We start from the raw sequence: 25,555 nt of genomic DNA, 5'->3' as shown, positions 1-25,555 counted from the left end.
GATTTGGACCCAAGTATAATTTGACCCTACTATAATGTACATGACAGGGAGGAATTATCCTGTTAATTTTCTTTCGTATAATAGTGGCGGCAGGCCAACTCCAGCCTTGGAGAACTGCGTACTTGCATTGCTTTGACCTTTAACTGGTCGTGGCCGCCGGTTTGTGTATTTACATCATTTGCAATGCTAATATGTCGCATTAAAAAATGCCATCCGGGTATTAGGATAAGCTGAGGTTAAGCGACAGCGTCAAAGCCCTAATACCCGGATATAATTTCAATTCTTTAATGTGATCACCTCTACTGCTAAAGCCGATTTATTTTGCGCCAAATTCAATCAGAGCGAACACATTATGGTTATAACAAATTCTAAGAATGAAATTTTTGAGTTGGAAGCCTCATTTTTTAAGCATGCATTGCAAAAAGACGCTCATGTTTTTAAAGGATGCTGGTGGCAGGAAGAAGATGAAGTCAGGGAAGCATTTGCTCAGTTCGGCCTTGACACCTATTCCCTAGAGAAAGACGGCCTGTTATCATTGGTAAGTTTTAGCAAACTGTACCAGCGAGGGGCAATTTACGCTTTTACGGAATTGAGTCTTAAATATACCTTATATTAAGGAGAAAGCCGGCTTGAGGTGGAAAAAGTTCCACTTCAAACCGGCTTTTCCGCCACCACTCAATTGATTTTTCTCATAATCTATTATCCTTCAATCGCTGCCAAGTCTACTGTTTTTTTAAGCACCCCGGACCACATAGACAATAATGATGAGTGCTGCTATTGCTAATCGGTATATTGCAAATATAGCAAAGTTATGTCTCTTAAGATATTTGAGTAAAAAGCCAATGCTGATAACACCTACTATAGCCGCTGTAATGGTTCCAGCCAAAAACAGGGGATTGGCAATGTTATGAATGATGCTGGGAGTTTGCTTTAGTGCAGCACCGGCAATGATCGGCGTGGCCAACAGGAAAGAAAATTTGGCGGCCGCCTCCCGTGAAAAGCCTAACAGTCGTCCTGTAGTCATAGTAATACCGGAACGGGATACGCCGGGAATCAGGGCTAACGCCTGGGCAATACCGATCAGAATTGCATGCCTAAAGGTAATTTTTTCAAAACTGACGATTTGTACCGCTTTTTTGTCAACATAGTAAAGAATAATCCCCATAATCGCTAAACTCACGGCAATGATCAGAATCTGAGATCGAATAAAATTCTCAATTACCGATTCCAAAGCAAGTCCTGCGATCCCTCCGGGAATGGTAGCCACCACGAGATACCAAAACATTTTTCCCTCTCGCGTCTTAATCCCTGTGGATAGACCGTGTGTAAGCAGTTGCAGCCAATCTCGGAAAAAATAGATAAGCACTGCCAGCAATGTTCCGACATGGAGGGCCACATCTAAGACTAGATCAATATTTCCCCCTGAACGGCTGATAATGGGGTCCCAGTCAAAAAACCAGCGAGTGAGAATTAAGTGTGCTGAACTGGATATGGGTAAGAATTCGCCAATACCTTGCACAATCCCAAGAATAATCGCAATATACCACAACATATATACACCCTGCTCCCTTTTTGAATAATTTGCCGAATGCTACTAAATCCGTCTGTGCCCGCCCAAAGATTACATGGGTAAACTAACAATAAAGGTACTACCTTTTCCCGGAGTGCTTTCCACTTTTATTTTTCCGCCATGGACATCCACTATCCACTTGGCGATAGACAGTCCAAGGCCAGTACCTCCTTCTTCCCGTGATCTTGCTTTATCTATTCTGTAAAAGCGTTCGAAGATTAGCTTTCGCTCGTTTTCCGGAATGCCTTCACCCGTATCATGCACGGCAATCGTAACCGATGTTTTCGGAGCTGCTGTCCTTTTGATCAAAACATCCACCCTACCGCCGGCAGGAGTATATTTGATCGCATTATCAACCAGAATTAAGAGCAGTTGGCTTATTCTTTCGCGGTCGGCCATAATGGGAACCGTTTCATCACCGCTCATTTTCAAATCAATCTCTTTCACCACCGCTAACGGCTGTAGTGAGTGAATAAGCGGCTCCGTTATGGCAACCAGATCGAATTTCTCTTTTATAATATTGGTTGCTCCGGCATCAGCCCGGGCAAGGGTTAATAAGTCGGTTACCAGTTTGGTCATCCTGCGGATTTCACTTTTCATGTCATCAAGCACCTGAATGGCGAATGGCGATAGCTTTTGGTCATCATCGTTCTGCACTGCCTCTACTGAAGTCTGGAGGATGCTAAGGGGGGTACGCAGTTCATGGGAGGCATCGGCGACAAATTCACGTTGCCGGGAAAAAGCCTGCTTAATTGGAATCATTGCCTTCCCCGCTAATAAATGTCCGGCAAAAGCGGCAATTATCAAGAAAATAATAGAAATTATCACCATCATGATGAATAACATTTTTAGCATGTGATAATAAGCGCTGATATCTTCCCCCACAAAAATGGTGCCCAGCACTTGGGATTCGTCGTATATTTTCATGCTGCATAACATGACTACGGCTCTGTCTCCATTAGGAAGATGAAATTTCTTCAGTTCAACTTCTCCATCCGGTGCGTCCCAATTGTGTATAATGCGTAACACCCCGGTTCGAATTCCATGTGATGGTTCCTCGGCAGCAGCCATTTGTCTATTGGTATCGAAAACATAATAAAAAATCTTTGCACCGTGATTTATATCCTTATTTTCCTTCGGTGGCAGTTGAAAAAAAGCAGTTTTTTCTTTGTACATCCCAGCTTGCTCTCTGGCCTCTTCTTCTGCGAAAGACCGCAGGTCCTGCTGTTCTTCCTGATAAAGGATCCAAAGCAGTCCTGCGGAGCTTGCGACAATAAAAGCCATCATCAGCAGCATCATGACCATTGCATACCGCAGAGTTAACCTGTTACGGATTTTCGCAAACATCTTGGACCTCCAGCTTATAGCCAATGCCCCGGACAGTTTGTATCACGACTACATCCTCAAATGGACTAAGTTTTCGCCGCAGCAACCGTACATAGGCATCCAGATTATTCGAAGAAACATCGGTTTCCAAGCCCCATATTCGCTCTAAAATAACTTCTCTCGGGATTACGCGTTCCTGATTGCGGACCAGCAGATCAAGCAGTTGAAATTCGCGACTGGTAAGCTGTATTTCCGTATCACCCCGTTGTACACAATGTGTCAATCCATTAAAGACTAAGTTGCCGACCTGCAAAATGTTTTCCGTTAATCTCACACTACTGCGCCTAGCTAAGGCGCGAAGCCTGGCGAGCAGCTCCGCAAACTCGAATGGCTTAACAAAATAATCATCGGCTCCCGTATCCAAGCCCAGCACCCGGTCATCAATAGCGTCTTTTGCTGTCAGCATCAAAACAGCTCCGTGATAACCCCGTTTACGCAGTTGGTCACAGACGGCAATGCCGGTTTGTCCGGGCATCATCCAATCCAGGATAACCACATCATACGGATCGTAAAGTGCATACTCCAGCGCCATATCCCCGCTTAACACCCAGTCAACTTGTATCCCGGATTTTTCCAGCATATGCTTGATTAACTTTCCCAGCTTAGCATCATCTTCGGCAAGTAATACTCTCATCCAAACCCCTTCCTTTTTCAGCGCCAGCGACGCTCCTGTTCCGTGATTAAATAATAGGACAATCCTCCGCTACTTTTTAGCAGCTGATACTTAAATTTAGCTACCGCCAGCAGAAATCGGTCTCTTTGCTTGTCCTTTACTATGTTAATTGTTTTCGCGAATTAGAAGAGTTTTATCCTCTCGAACAACGAGCAGGTGAAGTTTATTCTGAATCTCCGGGGACAGTTTTTCATAGTTCTTCTTTTTCATAATAAAATATGCTCTGTCTTTTTCGCCGGCTGCAACCGCCGCCAATTCCTCCTGGCTTAGTTCAGCGCCTGCCATACCGCTGTAATACATGAGACCGGGCCGGTAAAATTTTGCGACATAAACCGGGGCTTGTCCGTCATAATGTTGTTTAAATTCATTGACAAACGGTTGTACAGAAAATGCAGACGTAATAACGGGAAGGGCTTGCGACATTAAAAAAACTAAAAATATCATCATTCCCAGTACATAGGTGGTAAACACAGCGCGGAAGTTACGGCGAAAGCTTTGAAACAGAACCGAAACCGCCAGCACTGCTAAAATCACTGTCATAATCTTGACAGAAGGCATCAGTTCTGCCATTACCACCGTTCCGGCATAAACCAAGCCTGAGATCAGGAGTGCGGCCACTATTCCGAAAACGCTGGCAGAGTATTTTAACGCCCGATGATGCTCCTCTGCCCATGCTTTGTCAAAATAATAACCGACCAGTAACGCTAACGGAGGATACATCGGCAGGATATAAGAGACTAGTTTTGTCTGTGATATAGAAAAAAACAAAAATACGACCGCTGCCCATATAACCAGGAAAACACACGTATTGTGATATTCTCCTTTTTCCTTGAGCCCTGTAAAGAAGGCCTGGACTAAGAAAGCAGACCACGGGAAAAAGCCCAGGATTAACACTGGAGTATAGTAATACCAGATTGCTCCGGCTGCGTGCTCCGGCTGCAAAAAACGGGTTACATTGTGAAAACCTAAGAAAGTGTCAATAAAGGCCATTCCATGGAGAGAATACATCGCCGCATACCACGGCAGGGCAATCAGTGCAAAAAGTACGCCCCCGCTAACTACCTTCATCCTCTTCATCATTGTTAATTTACCTGTCAAGACCAGGTACAGGATAATAATCACACCGCAAAAAAAGATGCCAACCGGGCCTTTTGTCACTACGGCGAGTGCGGCAGATCCGTACAACAGATAATATTTCCGGTGCAGAAACGACAGCAATGCTGCCGTCAGGAAAAAGGTCAGTGTCATATCGGTGACAGCGGCGTTGCCGAGATAGAAATATTCCAGACTAGTGGCCAACACCAGAGCCGCAAGCAAGCCGGCCCGTTCATTGAATAGTTCCCGGCCCGATAAATAGACCAGAACAGCCCCGCTTACCGCGAGCAAAGCGGAAGGAAATCGGGCGGCAAATTCACCAATTCCAAAAATTTTAAATGCCGCTGCCACCAGCCAATAATACATCGGCGGTTTATCATACCAGAAATCGCCATAAATCCGGGGGGAAATAAAATCCTGGAATTGCAGCATTTCTCTGGCTGTCTCGGCATACACAGGCTCATCTGGGTCCAACAAGGGATAAGTTCCCAGAAAGGTAAACATGAGTATACCGGCTACACATAAAATCAGCGCAATCGAGAGCCATTTTTTTTTATTTGTCATTGTGTCAATAGTCCCTTTCCATAGTTCTTTTCCATTTTGTCTCGTTCAATTTCCCCAAACGCATATTCAGCGTTGCAGAGCACGCAACATCGAGCATAAGCTTCCTTAGGCGATATGATGAAAAACATTACCGCCCGTTAATGCTTTTGCCAGACTGAGTGTAACAAGTCAATCTGAAAATATTATGAAAAGGAAATAGCCGTCAATCGCTGTCGCGATTTTTGGCGATATCGATTTGAACGGGAGTCGGCGGGGCCGGATTGGTAACACTGTTGGATTCATCAGACATATGTTTCAGCCTCCTTAAGATATGATCAGTTCATAAATAGTGTTGTTACAAGAGGTATTAGAAAACCGCACTTTTTCAAGTGCGGTTTTCTATGATTACATGCCATCTTTTTCATCATTGTCGGATGATCTCTCCGTAAACGATACTAATACGCGAAAATGGGGTTAGATTTATATTCAACTTTTTTGACAGGTACAGGTTTGCGGACACCAGTGATACGGATCAGGAATGCACTTGGGCGGACTGGGTGGGGTGGCGGCTGTCATCATGTCCGTCCATGAGACATGATTCCGGGTATTCGTTTTACAGGTCGCTTGGTTAGGACAAGTGCTATCCTCGTCAAGCAGATCGTCGCTTATGCCGGTCGCCGTCACGGCTACGAAATATTTTTCCAACTCTTTTTTATCATTCATCCGGTTTATTACTATAGTTTTCCCTGAAACCTTCAAATTTCCTTGCGAGTTTTGAAGCAAAAATTCGCTATATCCGAGTCCTAGCTCCTCAAGGGGCAAGTTTTGGGAAACATTCCAGGTAGAATTGGGATTGATGACTGTAACCGTGGGGTTGTCGGAGAGGCAATAGCCATGCGCTGAAAAATCATCAGCCAATCCTTGAGGAAAAATGCCTTTGTTCAAATCTGAGATATAATCCGGTGAGATTATCGTAAACAGTGGCACACCGTCACTGAGTGCTACTGCGCTGTTACTCATGTTGACCTTTTTTAAAATAGCACCCGTAAAGTTCGCCCCTTGGAGGTTTGCCTTCACAAAGGACACTGCCTGGCCATCCTCCGAAGGAATTAAGTTCGCGCCGGACAGGTCGCAATTCGCCAAAATCGCCTCATCCAAGATTGCCCCTTGGAGCTGAACCTGGGATAAATCCATGCCGGTAAAATTGGAAAAGCTTAGATCGGCCTCCTCTAACACGGCATTGTCGGCCCGGGCGGATGAACCGTACAACTGTACGTGAGACAGATTGGCCCCGTTGAGATGTGCATCCGTTAATTTGGCATCAGGCATATAGGCAAAGGATAGGTTAACTCCGGGCGAACCGGTAGTCTTTCCGGCAATGATTCCGCTCAGATCCGCGCTCTCGAATGTTGTTCCTGAAAAATTGGCATTTTGCAGCACAGCCCTCTGAAGATTGCCGCCTTTGAATGTAGCGCCGTCAAAATCAGCTCCGGTAAAGTCGGCCCGATCGAACTGCGCGCCTTCCATATTTACTTTTACGGCATTGCAATCCCTGAAGATGGCTTGACTGGCGACCACGTCTTTGTCCCATATCGCGGAAGTGATGTCACAGCCGCTGAAGTCAGCTTGACTTAGGTTCGCCCCGCAGAAAATAGTCCCTTTCAGACAAGCGTTTTTAAAGTTCGCCCCGGTCAGCGCGGCATTCGAAAAATTGGCGCCGCTGAGAATGGCGCCATCAAAATCGCCTCCGCTCAAATCAAGCCCTGATAAATCGACATTTGTCAAATCGACTCGCTTAAAGTCACCGTTTTTGTATCCTCCCGTCTTTCGTAGACTATTAATACCAGGCGTAATCGGTATTAGCTGTAGGATGAAAAAGGCATTATCCGCGGCTTGAACAGCCGCGGCATTATCGGAAATATTGGGAAATAGAAGAAACGGCGTGGGATTTTTTACTGTATAGCGCATCATCACCAACTCACCATCCTGGTTGAACATGGTCAGACTAGCCAGGTCGTAGTCGGAGAAGGCAAAATACAGCGTGGCGGCCTGGTCCAGCCCAGAGGAAGCCATGAGCCAGCCGCTGCTATGATCTACGGTCACAAATTGCCAGTTAAAAAGACAGATGACAGAACGCGCATCTTCGCCGGTACGGTAAACCGCAAATTTTTCGGTGTCGGTAATCTGCGTCGCCGCCATTTTCAGGATTGTGCCATTGTCATCGCTGGAATAAGTAACGTACCAGCTCTGGAGATCGCCGGTTCTGGATTGGAAGGCATATTTGCCAAAAAAAGCTCCTATCATATAACTCTCCTATTTTATTATCCGATTTTTATATCGGAAGCAATCGACGTATAGCCTTCAAATAAATTTACCGTGGCATTTTCGAACAGGAAGCCTTTGACGAAGGGCAGGGCAACCCCGGTGTCGCCCATTTTTTGTATGGTTTTGGCCATTTCCGGACGGATGACGAAGAGCCAGAAATTATTAAAATCATCCTGCAAACCGGGAACATTGGACTTGACGACAGTCGCATTAGCATCGTGGAGATTAAAATAAAACTGCACCGTCTGAGCGTTGCCTTGCACTCCAAGCACATACTGGTTCAGATAATCGGTCTGACTGACATTAGCTTCAAACATGAAGGTTTTCTGCACATTGCCGCCAGTGTCCGGCATAAGGGCATAAACATCAAAGGACATGCTATGGCTGACGACGGAGGCGACGGTTTGCGATTGAATATCAATGAGGCTGCCGTAAAGCTTAAAATTATCCGCGCCGAGGTAGGTATTCAAGTCGGAGTTGAAGTTGTCGATACCAATATAGATCCCACCTTTCATATCGTCCGTCAGGGTTTTTAAGACGTCGGCGGGGACTTTACTGGTCAGATTTTGGATCGTGGTGTCGGTTATTTCGTAGGCGGTTTGATTTTGTTGGGTTGGGGCCTGAATAGCCGCTACATCCACCACCATATCACAGTTGGGGGCGAATTTAAATATAGCGGGGTAGGTATCTTTGTAATACGAGGTATTTAATTCTTGGGGATCGGCTAACATGTTTTTAACAACTTCCAGCTTTATACGCCCGTCGTTGTAAAAACCCCAGAACAATCCATTAAATACGTAATCCGTAGCGTTAAAATGAATGTGTTTGCCCGGAACATTGTCTGGTTGCGGCGGAACAGAAGGGATCTGACCAGGATACGCAGCCCCGTTATATGTCACCTGACCTGAGACCGAGCTCTGGGTGTAATAATTGCCGTCACCATCTTTGGGGAAAGCAATCTGATCCGGCGCGAAAAAGAAGACAATTTTATCGGTTAGGTGGCCACTGTTGGGGATGGTAGCCAGATTAGTGTTCAAAGCGTTCTTAATATTGTTGGCAAAATCGATTCCGGCGACAAAGTGCGTATTGATGCCGCTGAGAAATCGGCCTGGGACGCAGGAGTTGCCCTCGATGCCAGCGATTTCGCTATCGTCAGGAATGTGGATGTTGGATTCTTGAATTGTTCCCTGGGTCACCTTGGTGACATCTATAACAAAATTGCCCTTGCTAACGGATAAAGAGAGATCAATTTTATATTCCAGATTTCCGACATGAAAGTGAAATTTGTCGCGGCAGTCGTCATCGAAGGAAACAACGTCCGGCGGATTGCTAGGAACGCAATATCTTCCTTTTTCATGCCATTTTTCAAACGAGACATCAAATGAGGCCAAGAAACTCATGGTGAACTTTCCACTATCGCTTTGGATAAATGCGTTGTCATTTGAAGCGACGCTGACATTGGAGGTGGCGCCGTTATCCATGTCGATATTGATGTTTTCGATGTACGTGCCGACAATTTTACCAGTGTTTGGAATATTTTCATGGCTAATCGTCTGCCCGGCCAGGCAGTTCTTGATTGTGTCCGCCATAATAGTGGCAAAAAAATACTTCATGCCTTTTTGGGATACTGCAGCTGTAATTGCGCCCATATGTGAGCCTCCTTATAAAAAGTTTATTTTTGATTGCGGTGAGGTTAACTCACCGCAATCAAAACGTTTTTTCAAAATATCCGGCTAACAGGCTGCTATAGTTATCGTTATCCGATATTAATATCAGAAGCAATTGATGTATAGCCTTCAAATAAATCGACTGTGGCATTTTCAAAAAGGAATCCTTTTACTGATGGCAATGGCACCCCGTTATCACCCATTTTTTGTATGGTTTTGGCCATTTCCGGCCGGATAATGAAGCTCCATAGCATGTTAAAATCATACTGCGTCGTCAAACCGGGAACATTGGACTTGACGAGGGTCGCATTAGCGTCGTGAAGATTAAAATAAAATTTCAGCGTCTGAACGTCGGCCTGGTTTCCTAGAACATAGTCGTTCAGGTAATCGGTCTGGCTGACATTGCATTCAAACATAAATGTTTTCTGGGTATTGCCACCGCTGTCCGGCATAAGGGCATACACATCAAAGGACATGCTGTGGCGGACGACGGAGGCGATGGTTTGCGCTTGGATGTCAATGAGGTTGCCGTAAAGCTTAAAATTATCCGCGCCGAGGTAGGTATTCAAGTCGGAATTAAAATCATCAATGTCGATATAAATTAAACCTTCCATATCGGCTGCCAGGGTTTTCAAGACATCGTCGGGGACTTTACCGGTCAGATTTTGGATCGTGGTGTCAGTTATTTCGTAGGCGGCTTGATTTTGTTGGGCGGGGGCCTGAATAGCCGCCACATCCACCGTCATATCGCAATTGGGTGCGAATTTATATATGGGAGGAAAGGTGTCTCTGTAATAGTTAGTGTTTAATTCCTGGGGATCAGCCAACATGCTTTTTACGACTTCCAGCTCTAAAAGCCCGTCGTTGTAGAAACCCCAGAACAACCCGTTGAATACGTAATCCGTCACATTTAAATGGACGTGTTTATCCGGGATATTGTCCGGCATCGGCGGGACGGACGGGAGCTCACCTGGATACGGTTGACCTTTATATGTTACTTGACCTGAAACCGAACTTTGAGTGTAGTAGTTGCCGTCCCCATCTTTGGGGAAGGCGATCTGATCCGGAGCAAAGAAGAAAATGATGTTATCGGTTAGATGTCCGCTATTGGGGATGGAAGCCAGCTTCGGATTCAAGGCGCTTTTGACGGCGCTGGAAAAGTCGATCTCATCAACAAAGTGTTTGTTGATGTTGTCGCGAATATCTTTTAGGAAGGATGTGTCCTCGATGCCTGAGATTTCGCTGTCGTCCGGGATGTGGATGTCAGATTCTTCAATATCTTGCTGGGTCACTTTTTTGACCTGAAAGACAAAATTGCCGTCGCTGATGGATAAAACGAGATCAATGTGATATTCCAAATCGACATGAAAGTGGAATTGGTCCTTGCAGTCTTGATCGAAGGGTGTTTTAACCGGGATTGAGGTGGTGGTTTTGAGCCTGGTGCCCTCTTCATGCCATTTTTCATACTTAACATCGAATGAAGCCGTGAAACCCAGGCTGAACTTCCCGTTGTCGCTCTGGGTAAATGCGCTGTTGTCCCAAACCACGCTGACGCTGGAGGTGGTGCCGTTGTACATGTTAATTTCCATGTCTACGATACTTGTGGTTAACCCGACTGGGATATTTAGGTTAGAGATTTTATCATGGTTGATTGTCTGCCCGGCCAAACAATTTTTAATCGTGTCAATCATGCTGGGAGTTGAAAGAAAATATTTCATGCCATTCTGGGATACTGCGGTTGTAATTGCACCCACAGGCGGGCCTCCTTTAATTAATTTGATCGAATTAAGGTTAGTTGCCGTCCGGCGTCGAAGGGATCCATTCACTGACCGACGGTTCGGTACGGCCGCCAGGCCCTAATTGCGATTCGAAGTTCAGCGTGAACATATTGCGCCACATATCCACAATAAACTTGCCGGCATTGACGCCGTAAGTCCTGCTCAGCCATTTCCCGCCAGGTTCGTAGATGTCGATATAGTAGTCGGCTATCTTTTTGCCGTCGTCATTATAGGCCAGGACATAAATATATCCTTTGATCTCAGATGCCATATCCAGATAGGTTGTATCGGTCTCGCCAGTCTTTTTGTAAAGAGGCATGTAGCTTAGGCAGTTCACCATGTTGAGCCGGTTATGATCTTTGTCAAAGGTTACGCTATAAGCGTTACTTTGGGGAAGATCCCGGATTAGCCATTGTTGCCCCGGCTTATTGACAATGACCATTACCTCCGAGTGCAGGGCGGGATTGGTTCCGATATGTATTAGCCTAGCGTTCAAGCCGTCGATGAGTTCCTGGGGAATGCTGTTCAGGGCCAGCGTCTCTTCGGAAGCGGCGGACAAAATAAACGTATCACCGGCGATTTGAGCCTTTGGGGATAATGTTATGGTTTGCGCCTGGAAGGCCGCCCGAACTTCATCGGTGATTCCTATATCCAGCAAAGCTGCATATTCCGCGTCCAACGTGAATAGTGTCCGGGAATTTTGAGAAACATCGATCTGTTGACCGGAAATTTTCAACTGATACAAGGTTCCTTCATTATCGATCTGCCAGTTTTGCGAAATATTGGCGCCCTGCATGGTGACAGTCAGTCCATCAGCCCTTCGGTTGATATTGTAAATCATATCGCCGTCCTGCAGATTCCATTCTTCGCTGAGCGGAGATCCCGCATCCGCATAAACCTGCCGGAGAGCAAGAGGGACGCATTGATCATCCAAATTCGGCGCAAAGGCGGCGGCGGCTTGGGCAACTGCCGAGCCGTCAAAGGATGGTACCGGATTGCCGTTGATATCAAAAGCCTGAATGCGGCTGTTGCCGGTCTCCAGAACCAAAACCCGTCCATCGGGTGTGACATTGAGGGCAACCGGACCACTCATTAAGCCTTGACGTGCGCCTTCTCCCGCGACGATAATGGCAGGAGCAGCCTGATCATCGGTTGTCGGTTGATCCGGCAGCTTCAAAATCTCCATTTTACTGTTCATCCAGCTGACACCTAGTACATAACCCTGCGGATGCACCACAAAGGCATCCATATGCGGCTCAGTGAAACAGCCCCAGCTTTTTTGGCGCGACATATCCAACGGCGTTTCATTGTCCAAGGTTATTTGGCGCAAATGATACACATCGCCGACAGGATCGACATAGAAATTATTTGGACTGTATGGTTGACAAGGATAAGGATGAACCTCAAGTTGATCGGTAACCCGCCTGATGTCGTATGCCGGTTGCTTGCCGGGTTCACCCACATACCATTCGGTTCCTTGAACAACAATCGTTACGGTTGCATCTGTGGGAAGCGGATAACCATAAGTGGTAAATAAAGTACTTATCTGGGGGGTGATTTTTCCGCTGTCCAGATCCGTTTCATACGCGATGGGCATTGCGAAAAGCGGAGCCGGTCCGAACTGATCATAGAGTATATACGGCTGCTTGGAAAACCCGTATGCCGGAAACTTTAAAGAGTCTTCGGGACACCCGAGAACATTAATGTTTTGGAAGGTATACATCTGAACGTTAGTCGGCTGTTGACCGCCGTCGGGAATGATGTTTTGACCGGAGGCCATCCAGCAATATCCCAGCATATATGCATGATCATTAATGGTGATATCCACCAATTTTCCAAGATTGTGACCATCATTAGACGGGTTGAGGCAATCAACAGTCTGCAGGGGTTGATTATGAGTATATACCTGGATTTCCATATTACCAATACTATCCTTTTGAACTTTTTTGACATCATAGCTGTCAGCGCCATCGTTAATTTTCCACTCGCTGCCTTTTTTAACGATCTGGACGCTTGCCGATGTGGATAAATTAATGGCGCTATCACTGAAAGTTTGTCGGATTGCGTCTGAAATAACTGCACTATCAAGCGATTTATCAGAACCATCAGGCAGTACGAACATTGCAGGTTGCCAACGGTGGGCCGCCGCGACTGGGTCGTAAACGATCTTTTCTTTATATGAGTAATATGTATCTGCAGTTAACGGCACCAGATTTTCCTGGATGCTCCCTTCCAGAGCCAAAATGTCCCGGTCGACCGGAAGCTCTGCCTTCACCCAGGAACTGGTCCATTTGCCCGCCAGCCAGTTCGTCTCGGAAAAAATACCACAGGAAACTTGGATTTCTCCCCCTGCCGGCAGTTGGGGGAAGGTTAGGATCAATGGCTCGCTTTTAGTTGTTGTTGGCATATCGCCGGTCATAATAAAGTTGGTGCCGCCTTTATACTGGACAATGACCTGGTAATGGTCGCTAACCTCAGGCCAAACCGCTGGGTTTTCGGCGGTACCATGCGTCGGATCGGGATGGATCTTCACTTGGAGCGGCAGTGTGCGGTTGACATCGACTTTGTAGGTCGCGGGCGAACAGAGGATTTCAACGGTTGATTCGGTTATCTCACCAAATTGGATGGCCCGGTTGGCAATGGCAGTCGCCATGCCGACATAGGGAATGGCCTCTTCCATTTCGGCCTCTGTTAACTTTTCACATATATAGACAGCCAGTTTTTCAAGCCCCGGCCCGGCAATAATGCCGGCTATCGCGTCGGCGAGAATAGTTAATACCTTTTTGACATTAAAAACCGCGCAGGCGGTCGCTGTTCCGCCCCCTACTATACCAAAGGTGACTCCAAGAGCGGCAGCAACATTATCTTTATCGGCTATAAACGATTTAAACCAGCTTGTGCTGGTGATGACGGCCCCTGCCGCCAGGAACAGAAGGGGAATGCCAAATTGGAATATGCCGGTTAAAAATACTCCCCCTAAATCGACAGCTTCGTCCCACTCGCTGGTTCCCGCACCACCAAGCATGATCTTACAAGATACAGCCTCTTCCGGCCATGAGAATGAAAGATTCGTTGGGTCGGTGGGCATCGGAATCCCCAAGATGACATTAACGCAGGTTACGGAAGAGATGAACTTTTTACTGTCTGTCTCAAAAATGCTTTGCAGCCAATCGGGTAAGTTCTCTTTCCAATTATCCGGCTTATGAACGACATTGCCCGCCTCATCATAAAACTCGACATAGGCGCTTAAAGTACGAAGAAAGTTGTTCTTGACATTAATTGAAAAAGTACTATCTGTCTTGGAATATTTCAGTGAATTATCGTAAACCGTCAGGCCGCAACCTGCTGTTTTGCAGTTTACTGTAAAGGAATAACCACTATTATCGCTAGCTGTAGCCAGAAGTTTACTGGTGGATAAATTTTGAACACTCATGGCGCCGGAACCCTGATTGACAGACCATGTAATATTTTTAAGAGCGTCATCGTCCTGTGATGAGGTTAAGGAATAACTTAATGAATCGCCCGAGGCGTCCAGGGTTTTGGCAGAAAGCTTATATTGATAGACCACATCGCCCTCTTTATGGGAAGGGTAGTCTTTTCCCCATGTTAATGCCTTGCCGTCCTTGTCGACTGAGGGACAAATGGTGGCCCATCCTCCCGCGGGGGTCGCGGGACCCTGAGCGGAAATGGAATTTGCAAAATTAATTAGGTCCGGCGCTTTCTTGATATGATCATCGAGGACGATGGCGGCAGTTTTCGGGTCGATGCTTGCAAGTTGGGGATGCTGAAACACTATCGCTACCGCAATATCCATGGGGGTAATTGTATAATCGGCTTCGCCATAAATCCTGAGCATTTCATCGATAGAAAAAGGTTTTGAATCGCAAAGCAACTTTACTTTAGGATGGTGAATTTTGCTGCCGGCATTGATCTTTTTCTGCCGGTGCTTGAGGCGATGAGCTGCTGGAACATGAACCCACATTAACGCCAATCCCGGAATATTGACCGACGTGTCCCCTGTATCAAATGTCACTTTTAGCATTTGAACTGTCTCATTCGGCAGGGCAATTTCCTCAGCATAATGGGTAATATTTCGAATCTCATCTTCAGCCATTAAGGCTAGAAACCGGTTTTCACGTCGGTAAAACGCGATAGTCTCAGGGGTGTGACGTTTTATTTCATATTTGGTTGCTCCGACCGCAAGCTTAAAGTTTTGGATTTTCGAACAATGATTCAAATTAAAATGAAATGTCCTTTTTTCCATTTTGGAATGGTCGATATTCATACAGCTTCCCCCTTATTTTCAATTATCAAATGATTAGTAATGTTTAAAACGATATTTTGCCTCTTTTTTCCTATATCAATAGTATTATACATCAAGCTGATACTCCACAAGTTAAATAATTCCAATTTTGATTTTATTTTGATTTTTTTGCAAATAAAATTAAATAACTTATATATCCAACGGTTTTTCTCAAGGCAAAAGGATTATCCGTTTGTCACAAATTCCAGCTTCTGAAGACTTTGCTTTACAATAAATCCAGTTTTCGCTTAGTAAACGAAATGGTTATGCGCAAGGAATCACCCCTTGAAAATAGGCATAAAAAAATCACCTGTGATTGGCAGATGATTATAAAGTCTAGAATATTCATAATAGCAGCAGCTATCCACTTCATTTAGGAAATCTCTAGCTGCCATAGGATTCGCCAATTTTATGGCAATGTACGAAACAATATTGTCTAAATCTTGATGCGCAAGTTCTGAGACAATCAATCTATACATTGTATTTTTCTCTTATGCTTTTTAACGAAGCGTCACCATCCAGCACTTTTCCTTCCGCCAACTGTTCCTCGGATGCAATGAGCTTGCTGTATACGTCAAGCATGAACATTTTTTCTTCATATATTTTCATACTCATGATTACCATATCACCATAACCATTTTTGGTTATAAAAATAGGTTCATTGGATGCGTGACACATTTGAGAAATCTCACTTGTGTTTTTCAAATCTCGAATTGGAATAATCCGAGGCATAGTCTCCACCTCCTTTTTATGGCTTTACTGTACCACAATTACGCCCTACGATCAATGAAAAAAGGAGCCTACTTTGTTGTAAGCTCCTGGAAAGATACTTAGATTTATAATTTCGCGGAAAGTGTCTAAAGTGTCTATTGATGTTCGTCTTGATACAGCCTATTTTATTTTGTCTCCCCGACATTCAATAGAGTAGTTTCTTTCACTGCATTAAAATTTAAACTGTAACGTAAAGTGATGGTGGCCAGTACGATTAAACCGCCAATTAGAGAATAGAAGCCGGGTATTTCCCCGAGAAATATAAAAACCCAAACCGGATTTAAGATAGGCTCAACCGACGTAATCAAAGTAGCTTCCAGTGCGGTAGTATACCGTATGGCATACGAGTAGAGGACATACGCGAGTCCCAGTTGAAAGACTCCGAGCAGTAAGATGCCGAGTAAATTAGAGGGTTGCAGCGAATTACCTGACCAAAAGAACAGACTGAGTGCAAAAGTTAATAAATTACCTAACAAAACTGATCCATAAGGCGAGTCTTTTTTTTGCATTCGCATAAAAATAATGAATAGCGCGAAAGCGATTCCCGATGCAACTGCGCAGATATTTCCCACCATACCACTGGTCGTTAATTTATCTATAAAGAAAAAAAGCATTCCACTTAATACCATAAAAATTGTTAGCCAATCGCGGCGAGTAGTCTTTTCGCCAAGCAGCAAGCCGCTCAAAAGAGCCACATAAATCGGAGCGGTATATTGCAGTAAAATAGCGTTCGCTGCTGTGGTTAACTTAGTGGAAATTACAAATAAACTGACACAGCAGCAATAGGCTGCTGCTCCTGCCCACTGTGGCTTGGAAAACGAAAGTCTTTGCTTACGAAAAGCCGTTCCAATTATTAAAGCTGCAATAATACTGCGAGCACCTGCCAGTGCCATAGGATGCCAGTCCACTAATTTAATTAAAACACCGCCTGTACTCCAAAGAATAGCTGTTAAAACTAGGAAAAAAGCTGCCTTTTTTTGTTCTTCTGCCATTGCTTAATCCTTTCTTCATCTTTTAGTTTTATTCTAGTTGGTATAGTATAGTAATTTGAACTCCGTAGCATCTGCATCCCACGCATTTGCAACATACTCAGGATAATATTTTATATGGGAGTAGTGTCCGCAACTTGAAATTTCACTTCTTTTCCACCCTTTACCAAAAGAAAACTATTAGTACTCATATAATTCACCATTACTTGCCAAACACCTCCATGCCAATCATTGCCTATTAACATAGATTGCAAAATCCGGACTATATCCAAATTCTAGCATAGCAGGTGGTTTATTGTGGAGCCAAAATTCACGCGCTCCATCGGCTAAAGCCAATAATATTGAAGTGCCAGCCAAAAGGCTGGCACCAAATTTTTAGTAAATAATTTATCTTATATCTTATATTTTAAACTTCCTGACAGCTTGCATTAGGTCCTCAGTCATTTTTGCGAGGGCCTGGCTGGATGCCGCGATTTCCTCCATGGCCGCTGACTGTTCTTCGGTAGCAGCGGACACCGTTTGAGCTTCACTAGTTGTTTCTTTGCTGATGGCATCTATATCCCGAACGGAATTCACAATTTGCTGACTGCCGCTAGCCATTTGCTGAATAGCTGCAGAAATCTCCCTTGTCTGAGTTGACACCGCATTGATCGATTTAAAAATTTCTTTAAAGGCGTGACCGGCATCAACCACAACTTGCGACCCGATATGAACCTCCTTTGTCCCCTCATTCATCGCAATCACAGCGTTGTCTGTGTCTTGCTGTATGATAGCAATCAAGTCACCGATTTGCTTAGCTGCGTCTTGCGACTGTTCGGCTAATTTTCGAACTTCTTCTGCCACCACAGCAAACCCTCTGCCCTGTTCGCCAGCCCGTGCCGCCTCGATAGCGGCATTGAGGGCCAGTAGGTTCGTCTGACTGGCTAAACCGGAAATCGTATCAACTATCTGTCCGATTTCCTTAGACTGTTCACCTAACTTCGTGACTACCTCAGAAGAACGGGTAACGGCATTTTTTATATTTTCCATCTGCTTGATAACATTCTCAACAGTTTTGCTGCCATCTTGCGCGGTTTCAGCGGATTGGGCTGATGCGCTGGCAACATCGTTGGCGTTGGCAGCGATCTGCTGGATGTTGGCCGACATCTGCCCAACGACTGCGGCGGCCGCATCCACCGCTTCAAGTTGTCTTTCCGCCCCACTCGCCACTTCGCCAATAACGGTAGCCACTTGGTTAGCAGCCTGGGCTGACTGATCGGCGCTGGCGGTTAATTCCTCACTGGAAGAAGCAAGTTGAGTTGCCGCCTGCTGTATATGGCCAATCAGGGCGCGAAGGTGGTATAACGTATTGCTTATTGCACCTTCCAAACGCCCAACGTCACCCCGCTTATTTTGGTCGAAGCCAATGCTCAAATCACCGTTTGCCACTATCTCCATTTTTTCTAATAGCAGTTGTATTGGCCGTACTAGCTGTCGTTTCATCACAAAGAGAATCAATAGCACGGCAATAAGCAAAACACCCACGCTTAGGACGCTGGTAATCAGCATATTTTTTCTTAACTGGCTGAGTGTTTCCTGTCGGTCTAAAACTACTTTTATAAATGCCTTGATCTGGCCGGAATAGTCTTTAACCGGAACAACGACATATGCCTTGTCATTGTTATCACTATAGCCATAAGACATTGTCCCGCTGGATACTATTTTCTGTACAATACCAACGGGCAATGCTAACGTATCGTCTTGGTTAGTCGCAGCGAGCAATTTACCCGACCCATCGGGGTTTAGAGCATAAAGGTAATACTCCCCTGGGTATTTCGTTTTTAACTGCTTTTCCAGAAATTGAGTGTCAAAGTTCATACCCGTTTCAACACTACCGGCGTGCACATTATTATAGTAAATCGGTATAACGGCCCGAAAACCCCATCCAGTGACTCCGGCCTCAATGCCGACTACCGGCTTAAGCGATTTGTTAGCTTCCACAACTGTTTGTCTGAAACCGGATAGGTCGTCCCCAAACTTATCAGGTGCGTTAACCCTGAGAAAGGAATTGGCTGGGGATAAATGAAATTGCATCTGCTCCAAGCCCTGTTCTTTTAACTTTATATATATCGGGTTCATTAGCTGAAACAACCCATCCCGGTCCTGAGAACTTAATAATCGCGCCACCTCTGGATTATAGGCAATGGAAGACGCGACGGAAGACGACCGGAGCAGATATTCCGCAATGCTTTGGTTAACACTAAGCTCTATCTTTTGGAAAACTTCTTTTTCATCCCCCAAGATAATATCTCGTTGATTAATATAACTTAAGCAGCCAACAAGTAACAAGCTTATCACGATAACGGCGGTAATAAGGATAGTCAGTCGCGATTTTAGAATGCCCATAAAAACCTCCTAAAAAAAATTCGTTTATTGCGTTAAACGAAAAATAAAATAGATTTAGGTATCGGATTATTTGGGTCTTCTCTCCTCCTCGCAACGAAGAATTTCTTTGACTTTGCCACTGCATTTTCCGCAGGGCTACTCTGTAAAACCGACGAAAAACCACTATCCATAATCAAGGCAAATAAACGTCTTCATCCGCTCCCCCCAAGACTTCTCCAAAGAACAATTAAAAATGCCAGTTGTGACTGAATGCGCTCAATCGCAACCTGGCAATCATAGGCTCCTTAGTTCGTCCCTTAGACCCATGGCTTTGCGCCCTTAGCTTTCGGATAAGTTTGCCTATTTTTCTACATTCTACATTAATTTATATAGTTCGACATTTACCACAAAAATCCTCTTTAACGATTATTAAATAATAATTTATATTTAAAAAAAATTTCAGATTAACTTCCATCCTCTAACTGCTGGCTTCATATTACGGTTCAAAGTAGTACGATCAATACGCATCATTTTTGCCAGTTCACTAATGGTAGCTGTTTCCGCTATTACTGCAATTACAGAAATTTTCACCGAGTGTTCTTTTTTGTAATAACAGGCTTACCTGTATCCGCTTCGATTTTTTTGCGTGTATTTTCGGCAATCCGGCCCGCCGCGACTTGCCACTTGCCTGCTTTCTTCAAAATGAAATATCAACTCCCAGAAAAAAGTTTTAAGAATCCCGAGCAATTTAGGAGACATCCTATGTGACTATAATAAAAGAACAGGGGCGCAGCAGCCGGTACAGGATGTGCGCCCTTATTTGTCCCCGTGTCTCCTATATAAGATTCATTTATTTCCCCTATTTTCCTTGCGCTTGCTTCAGTGCGTTCTCTAATGCTTTCAGATGTGCCTTGGATGTAAGCGTCGCTCCGCTGATAGTGTCTACTTGAAGCGTTTTCGCTTCAATAACATTGCCAAACAAATCCTCTATGCTTAACCCTCCTGTCAATTCGGCGGGCTTTCCTGTCTTGTCCAAGGCCCCCTTTAATATTTTTACAGCGGTTATCCCGCCGCCGGATATCGTTACCTCAACCTGCGTATCTCTGGAATGGCTTTTTGTCCCCGTATACGCTCCCTCATAAGTACCATCACGCAGTTTTTTGAAATCCACATCCTGAATCACAAGCTCCTGAATTTCGTGCCTGCCGGGTGCGTCGGCGAGGAATCCTCCGGCCGCCCCGACAATCAGAACCCCGAAAATAATCAATAGTACGACCCACATCTTAATTTTCCGCTTTGGTTTAGTGTCGTTGCTCATTATTTCACTCCTTGTTCATTCTTAATCTTCTACGGTTTTCGGCGTTTCGGCAGAGCAATCCAGAAAGCCCCTTCATTGTAAATTCGGCCAGATATTCGATCAAGCGTGGACCCGATCCTGATTTCATCCTTGTGTGTTTCTACAGGCCACCAGCGCCGAAAAGATCGCCATAATCATTTTCGCGTCAATATCGCTTCTCATCCTTCTTTCCGCTTGCCATGCTTTTAGACAAAGAATACGAGATACATGTTTTGGACAAAAAAATCCTGCAATTGAGTCCTCCCCTGGAACTTATCATTGTATAAAATTCTCCAAGTAGATTATTTTGTTCCAGGTAGATAAATCTCCTTCCACGATTTATTAAGTTAAGAATAATTTTGTGTTAACATGTCGTGTTCTGTCTCCAAACGCGCTCACTTCGGTTGGCGGCAACTTGCAGTCCAAACAAGGCTTTGTAAGTATTTGATCCATGGCTTGGCTGCTCTTATATTCTTTAAGTTCGGGATTAGTCCGCAAATCAAACAAATAAAATTTGGCAATTTGTCCTTTAACAAGTTAAGGAACAATGCTTTTTTACCGAATAAAATTGGTCAATATAATATGGTTTCTTCCCGCTCCGGGAATGGAACATCGGCTTTAATTCCTGCCTCTTTACACTTTAAGAACCATGCCATATTCCTTGCCAGCACGCGCATTGTCTGTAGCCCCTCCAAATCTTTCTTCACATCTTCCGGCGTCGTACCGTGAACTTTCCAATATCGCGACGAGATAACAGGCATCTCCGATATGGTGAAATACTTGTTTAGCTGGTCAAAAGTGGCAGTTGTTCCAGTTGTTCCGCCCCTTCTGGCGGAAACAATAGCCGCAGCCGGTTTTAAGTAAAACGACTGTTTGCCTGTAAGCAAATCCGCAAAAAATACTCGGTCCATAAAAGACGTAATCGCTCCGCTTGCGGTCGCATAGTGCACAGGAGAACCAAAAATAAATCCGTCGGCATCTTTGGCGAGATCAAGGAAGTCGTTAACACAGTCGGAAAAAACGCAGCGCCTGATTGTTGAGCAAGTTCTGCAGGCAATACAACCGGCCAGAGGTTTTGTTCCAATTTGGAATATCTGGGTGTCAATTCCCTCGGCATTCAGCACCTTTGCCACTTCTGCAAGTGCAGTATAGGTACAGCCATTGGCATGAGGGCTACCATTTACTAATAAAACATTCATGCTTTTCCCTCCGTCATCTTATGTCAGACCAGTTTCCCCTTAATTACCCGCTTCTTAGCAAAATCTGAACCTCCGGATAGGGCTCCCCGGAACCTCTATCTTCGAAAGCGCGTCATCCAGATTACGCAGTTCTCCACCTGTCAGTTCAACGTCCACCGCACCCAGATTCTTCTCCAGACGCTCCAGCTTCCACGTGCCGGAACAATCCACGGCCTTTGGGCAAGCACCCATGCCAGGGCGATCTGCGCCGGCGTTGCCCTTTTGCCTGCCTAGCGATTAAATTTTGACTTTCCTGCGTTTTCTCTCCCCCAACATGAGGAGCGATATACAAAACATCAACCACATGGTACCGCCTGTATAACCCGCAACGACATCGCTAGGATAATGAACCCCTAGATAAATCCGGCTGATTCCTATCGCTATAACCAAAAGCACGGTCACTATGACCAAGAAATAGCGCCATCGCCATGACGATACAGTGCGCGCCAACAAAAAAGCTAACATGCCATAGAAGCATAGCGAAACCATCGCATGTCCGCTTGGGAAACTATATCCCGCTGCAGCTACCAGATGAAATGCGTCCGGCCTAGCCCGCTCAAACAGATTTTTCAACACATAGTTAAGCACTGCCCCACCGGCAAAACTAAGAGTCAAGCCCTCCACCTCCAGCCACCGACGATAAACAGCCAGAGCAGCGAAAACCGTTACAACAATAGCTGCATACGAAAAGCCGAAGCCAAGATCGCTAATGGAAACCATAACTCGGTCTAGCGCAGGAGTGGCAAAATATCGTACAAGCCAGATAATGGAGCTGTCAAACACCCCCATCGCATGGCGGAATATTGTTTTCCAGGCAAGTTCCATAAACAATACCAGCATACTGCAGCTAAATCCCAAGGTTAGCACAATATATAAAAGCGGCCATCGACGCTGAATATTTAACAACCAATCCCTTGCTACCCGATAAGCGGGAAATCTTTGGCCCATGTGAAAAATTAGCCACGCCAAGAGCGGAAGGGCTATCAGACTCAATATAGCTAAAAGAAACAGCAATACGGTCAACAGCTTCAGCATTGGAAAACCCTGCGGAGGAACAGCGATCAAATACCCTTCCACTTCGGACCCGACTTCTCGCTCCACATGGCCCCCTAGCACTATAACGCTTTCCCTGATTCTGGCCGTGGGCGCGAGATGCAAATTCCCGTCGATGATCACAATACTCTCTTTGACAGTTCCCCGCACCGTAGCATCTGCGCCGGCAACCATCAGCCTCTCGATTACCCGGCTCGCCGCAATATGAATGTCCCCGTGGGAAAAAACGGCTGGAGATTCGACGCTTTCGGCTCCGTAGGCAATTGCTAAATGGCCTGCTAACAGGAGACATACTAGAATAGCATACCGCCGTACCCGCTCCATTTATCCTAAACCCCCTTAAAACATTCGTCCACAGCCTCCGGACGTCATTGCCAAAGCCGTAGGCAGCATACCCACCACCATGGTCAAAGTCGTCATAACGATTGGTTTAGCCTCGTTTTTCCTGCTGCAATGACCGCATCCCGCGCACTAAGGCCTTGCCCCATCAGAGTTAAGGTATAGTCCAACAGCAGGGTGCCATTTTTCGGCACAAGGCTGGTTGCCAAAACCGTCAAGATTGTCGCCAGATTGACTAGCGGCGCGGCCACACGGTCAAATTGTCGAATGGCTCGCAGCCTGCCCCACCGTGTACCCGGCTTCTTCAGCTGCAGCGACACGACGAGAAGATCCCGGTTCGCCACCAGTGGCGGCATGATGCTGGCCTTCGCCTCCGACGGCATCATAATCTGCCATTCCTGAAGATAGCCGCGAAAACTGGAAGGGAGAGTAACCAGAAATATCGCCGCCGACAGAGCAGCGAGCGAATAGTGGGCCCGCCGACCGCGAATGATCGGGTCCCAATCAGCCAGCCGGCTCCGAAATAAAGCAGTAAACTTAGGGCGATGCAACGAGAAGGCTAAAAGACAGGTTAAAAACGCGATTAGCTCCCCGGTAATCCCGGAGAGCTATCTTCTCCGCGGTTATATATGGAAATAGCCATTCGCCGCCCAGCACGCTTTGGCGAGCCTTCCTGCCGCGCGTTTCCGGTTGGCTCCTTAACTTTCTTGGCCCTTGTTACACATTTTGGCCTATAGCTAGCTGGCGTCGACCTCTCCCCTATGCCGCCTGAGCCACAGTATTCCCATTATCACCAGGCCAAGCCCTACCAGCAGAGCTGCGCTGTGACCCATGGCCTCAATCTTATGCCAGTTCTCGCCGAGCAGCATCCCGGCATAGATAAGGCCGGTTGTCCAAGGTATTGACCCCAATACCGTATAGAATACAAATTTGCTGAAAGGGACATGCGCAAAACCGGCCGGCAAAGAGATAAAGGTCCTGACGACGGGCAGGAGCCGGGCCAAAAAGACGGCTTTGAGCCCGTAGCGGTCAAACCATTGTTGCGCAGAGTCAACATGCCGCCTTGACAAAAAAATGTACCTTCCGTATTTTTCCGCGAAAGACTTCCCGCCATAGTAGCCTGCCAGATAAGAGACTACCGAGCCCAGCAGCCCTCCGACCACCCCGGCGATAACCGCCGTGGTGAAGTCCATGCGGCCCAGGAAGACCAGATAGCCGGCAAAACCAAAGATCAGTTCACTGGGAACGGGCAGACAGGCGCTCTCCATCGCCATGCCGACGATGATCGCGGCGTAGCCCCAGACATTGATATATTGAATGATCAATGCATAAAATTGTTCCATTTTTTCCATCCTTTCGGTAGTCGCTATGGCGAAACGAACGGCGGGGCCAGAGCGTAATCAGAGCCCGCCGTTCGCTGTTGTATTTACAATGGGCTGAATGCTGGCTTAGTCATCGTCATGCTCGCCGTCTTTGTCCAAAGATGTCCGGGCATAAAGAACATTACCGTGAAGATCCTTTTGGATTTTCACTTTGTCGCCGATCTTAATATTGGCTGTGTTTACCGTTGATCCGGTAAGGTCGACCGTTTGAGTCCGAAAGAAATTGGCTACGGTAATACTATTGTTGCCGACACCTGTAACCACCCCGCGCACTTGAAACATCGCATGCGCGCCGACGGTTAGTATGCCAATCAGGGCAGCCAGGACTACGATGCCATAAAGTTTCTTTTTGTTGGCCACCACAGTATTCTTGGCCTGAGCAATGAAAGTTTTTATCATGAATTAGTTCCTCCTGTGTTTATTTGGTACAAGACTATAATACCCCGTGAACATTACACAGCCATTAGACCAAGATTAGAATCTGATTAAAAATCAGGGCTGCCTCTTCCTATATGTCGGAAAAGATGCCTTCGTATAGTTGGAGCTACGCTTGAAGCCAATTAAGGCAGTCGGAACATTGCAGGCTAAGTACGTGTCACAAAGCCTTTGTATGAGAACCTTACAGCAGGTGGCCCATCATAAGGGATCATTCATCATACGGATCGAGGTGCCCAGTACGCACGCGAAGCTTACCGTGACCTATTGAAGAGACACGGTTTTCTCCCCAGCATGGGGCGAATCAG

Annotated in this window: 20 protein-coding genes and 1 riboswitch; of the genes, 1 reads left to right on the top strand and 19 read right to left on the bottom strand. The window is 45.9% G+C overall.

Translation table 11 applies throughout. From position 1 onward, the window contains the following. Nucleotides 1–62: 62 nt before the first annotated feature. A complete protein-coding gene (locus MAMMFC1_RS21590; RefSeq protein ID WP_158618796.1) occupies nt 63–200 on the bottom strand; it encodes a hypothetical protein in 138 nt (45 codons plus the stop codon). Nucleotides 201–289: 89 nt separating this feature from the next. Here MAMMFC1_RS21590 and MAMMFC1_RS16175 point away from each other — a divergent pair, with 89 nt between their 5' ends. After that, entirely contained in the window at nt 290–616 is a 327-nt protein-coding gene (locus MAMMFC1_RS16175) for a DEAD/DEAH box helicase family protein (RefSeq protein WP_158618795.1), read from the top strand. A 117-nt stretch (nt 617–733) separates the two neighbouring features. Here the strand turns inward: MAMMFC1_RS16175 and MAMMFC1_RS16170 are convergent, their stop codons facing one another. The 18 genes from MAMMFC1_RS16170 to MAMMFC1_RS16075 all read right to left on the bottom strand — a co-directional run bounded on the left by MAMMFC1_RS16170 (nt 734) and on the right by MAMMFC1_RS16075 (nt 25,211). Further along, complete coding sequence (locus MAMMFC1_RS16170; RefSeq protein WP_126309516.1) at nt 734–1,552, bottom strand: undecaprenyl-diphosphate phosphatase; 819 nt, start codon at nt 1,550–1,552, stop codon at nt 734–736. 69 nt (nt 1,553–1,621) lie between these two features. Further along, the gene (locus MAMMFC1_RS16165) at nt 1,622–2,917 is read right to left on the bottom strand and encodes a sensor histidine kinase (RefSeq protein ID WP_126309515.1); all 1,296 of its coding nucleotides are present in this window, start codon (nt 2,915–2,917) and stop codon (nt 1,622–1,624) included. After that, nucleotides 2,898–3,590, bottom strand: a complete 693-nt coding sequence (locus MAMMFC1_RS16160) for a response regulator transcription factor (RefSeq protein ID WP_126309514.1) — start codon at nt 3,588–3,590, stop codon at nt 2,898–2,900. Before MAMMFC1_RS16160 ends, MAMMFC1_RS16165 begins: the two co-directional genes overlap by 20 nt. 144 nt (nt 3,591–3,734) lie before the next feature. Continuing rightward, on the bottom strand, nt 3,735–5,288 hold the full coding sequence (locus MAMMFC1_RS16155; protein ID WP_126309512.1) for an ArnT family glycosyltransferase: 1,554 nt from the start codon (nt 5,286–5,288) through the stop codon (nt 3,735–3,737). Between the two features lie 465 nt (nt 5,289–5,753). Further along, entirely contained in the window at nt 5,754–7,571 is a 1,818-nt protein-coding gene (locus MAMMFC1_RS16150) for a pentapeptide repeat-containing protein (protein ID WP_126309511.1), read from the bottom strand. Nucleotides 7,572–7,588: 17 nt separating this feature from the next. Continuing rightward, nucleotides 7,589–9,241 carry a hypothetical protein gene (locus MAMMFC1_RS16145; RefSeq protein ID WP_126309510.1) on the bottom strand — a complete coding sequence of 551 codons (1,653 nt, stop codon included), beginning with the start codon at nt 9,239–9,241 and terminating at the stop codon, nt 7,589–7,591. Between the two features lie 107 nt (nt 9,242–9,348). Further along, the gene (locus MAMMFC1_RS16140; protein WP_126309509.1) at nt 9,349–11,013 is read right to left on the bottom strand and encodes a hypothetical protein; all 1,665 of its coding nucleotides are present in this window, start codon (nt 11,011–11,013) and stop codon (nt 9,349–9,351) included. Nucleotides 11,014–11,050: 37 nt separating this feature from the next. Further along, on the bottom strand, nt 11,051–15,322 hold the full coding sequence (locus MAMMFC1_RS16135) for a hypothetical protein (RefSeq protein ID WP_126309508.1): 4,272 nt from the start codon (nt 15,320–15,322) through the stop codon (nt 11,051–11,053). A 489-nt stretch (nt 15,323–15,811) separates the two neighbouring features. Continuing rightward, a complete protein-coding gene (locus MAMMFC1_RS16125) occupies nt 15,812–16,072 on the bottom strand; it encodes a type II toxin-antitoxin system Phd/YefM family antitoxin (protein ID WP_126309507.1) in 261 nt (86 codons plus the stop codon). Between the two features lie 164 nt (nt 16,073–16,236). Continuing rightward, nucleotides 16,237–17,103, bottom strand: a complete 867-nt coding sequence (locus MAMMFC1_RS16120; RefSeq protein ID WP_126309506.1) for a DMT family transporter — start codon at nt 17,101–17,103, stop codon at nt 16,237–16,239. 396 nt (nt 17,104–17,499) lie between these two features. Next, nucleotides 17,500–19,485 (bottom strand): methyl-accepting chemotaxis protein, encoded by a 1,986-nt coding sequence (locus MAMMFC1_RS22455; RefSeq protein WP_126309504.1) that lies wholly within the window; start codon nt 19,483–19,485, stop codon nt 17,500–17,502. 257 nt (nt 19,486–19,742) lie between these two features. After that, a riboswitch (cyclic di-GMP riboswitch) is annotated at nt 19,743–19,835 on the bottom strand. A 488-nt stretch (nt 19,836–20,323) separates the two neighbouring features. Further along, nucleotides 20,324–20,782, bottom strand: a complete 459-nt coding sequence (locus tag MAMMFC1_RS16105) for an FMN-binding protein (protein WP_126309502.1) — start codon at nt 20,780–20,782, stop codon at nt 20,324–20,326. A gap of 590 nt (nt 20,783–21,372) precedes the next feature. Continuing rightward, nucleotides 21,373–21,999, bottom strand: coding sequence for a flavodoxin family protein (locus MAMMFC1_RS16100; protein WP_126309500.1), 627 nt, complete (start codon nt 21,997–21,999; stop codon nt 21,373–21,375). Between the two features lie 54 nt (nt 22,000–22,053). Further along, a complete protein-coding gene (locus MAMMFC1_RS22450) occupies nt 22,054–22,230 on the bottom strand; it encodes a hypothetical protein (protein WP_232035481.1) in 177 nt (58 codons plus the stop codon). A 45-nt stretch (nt 22,231–22,275) separates the two neighbouring features. After that, entirely contained in the window at nt 22,276–23,415 is a 1,140-nt protein-coding gene (locus MAMMFC1_RS16090; RefSeq protein WP_126309498.1) for a phosphatase PAP2 family protein, read from the bottom strand. Between the two features lie 92 nt (nt 23,416–23,507). Beyond that, a complete protein-coding gene (locus tag MAMMFC1_RS16085; protein WP_126309496.1) occupies nt 23,508–23,981 on the bottom strand; it encodes a hypothetical protein in 474 nt (157 codons plus the stop codon). A gap of 186 nt (nt 23,982–24,167) precedes the next feature. Further along, nucleotides 24,168–24,773 carry a DedA family protein gene (locus tag MAMMFC1_RS16080; protein WP_126309494.1) on the bottom strand — a complete coding sequence of 202 codons (606 nt, stop codon included), beginning with the start codon at nt 24,771–24,773 and terminating at the stop codon, nt 24,168–24,170. 105 nt (nt 24,774–24,878) lie between these two features. Further along, on the bottom strand, nt 24,879–25,211 hold the full coding sequence (locus tag MAMMFC1_RS16075; protein ID WP_126309492.1) for a hypothetical protein: 333 nt from the start codon (nt 25,209–25,211) through the stop codon (nt 24,879–24,881). Between the last annotated feature and the right edge of the window lie 344 nt (nt 25,212–25,555).

The organism is Methylomusa anaerophila, assembly GCF_003966895.1.
GTDB lineage: Bacteria > Bacillota > Negativicutes > Sporomusales > Sporomusaceae > Methylomusa > Methylomusa anaerophila.
Note: the sequence above shows the minus strand (reverse complement) of the source record. Positions and strands in the feature narration are given on the sequence as shown.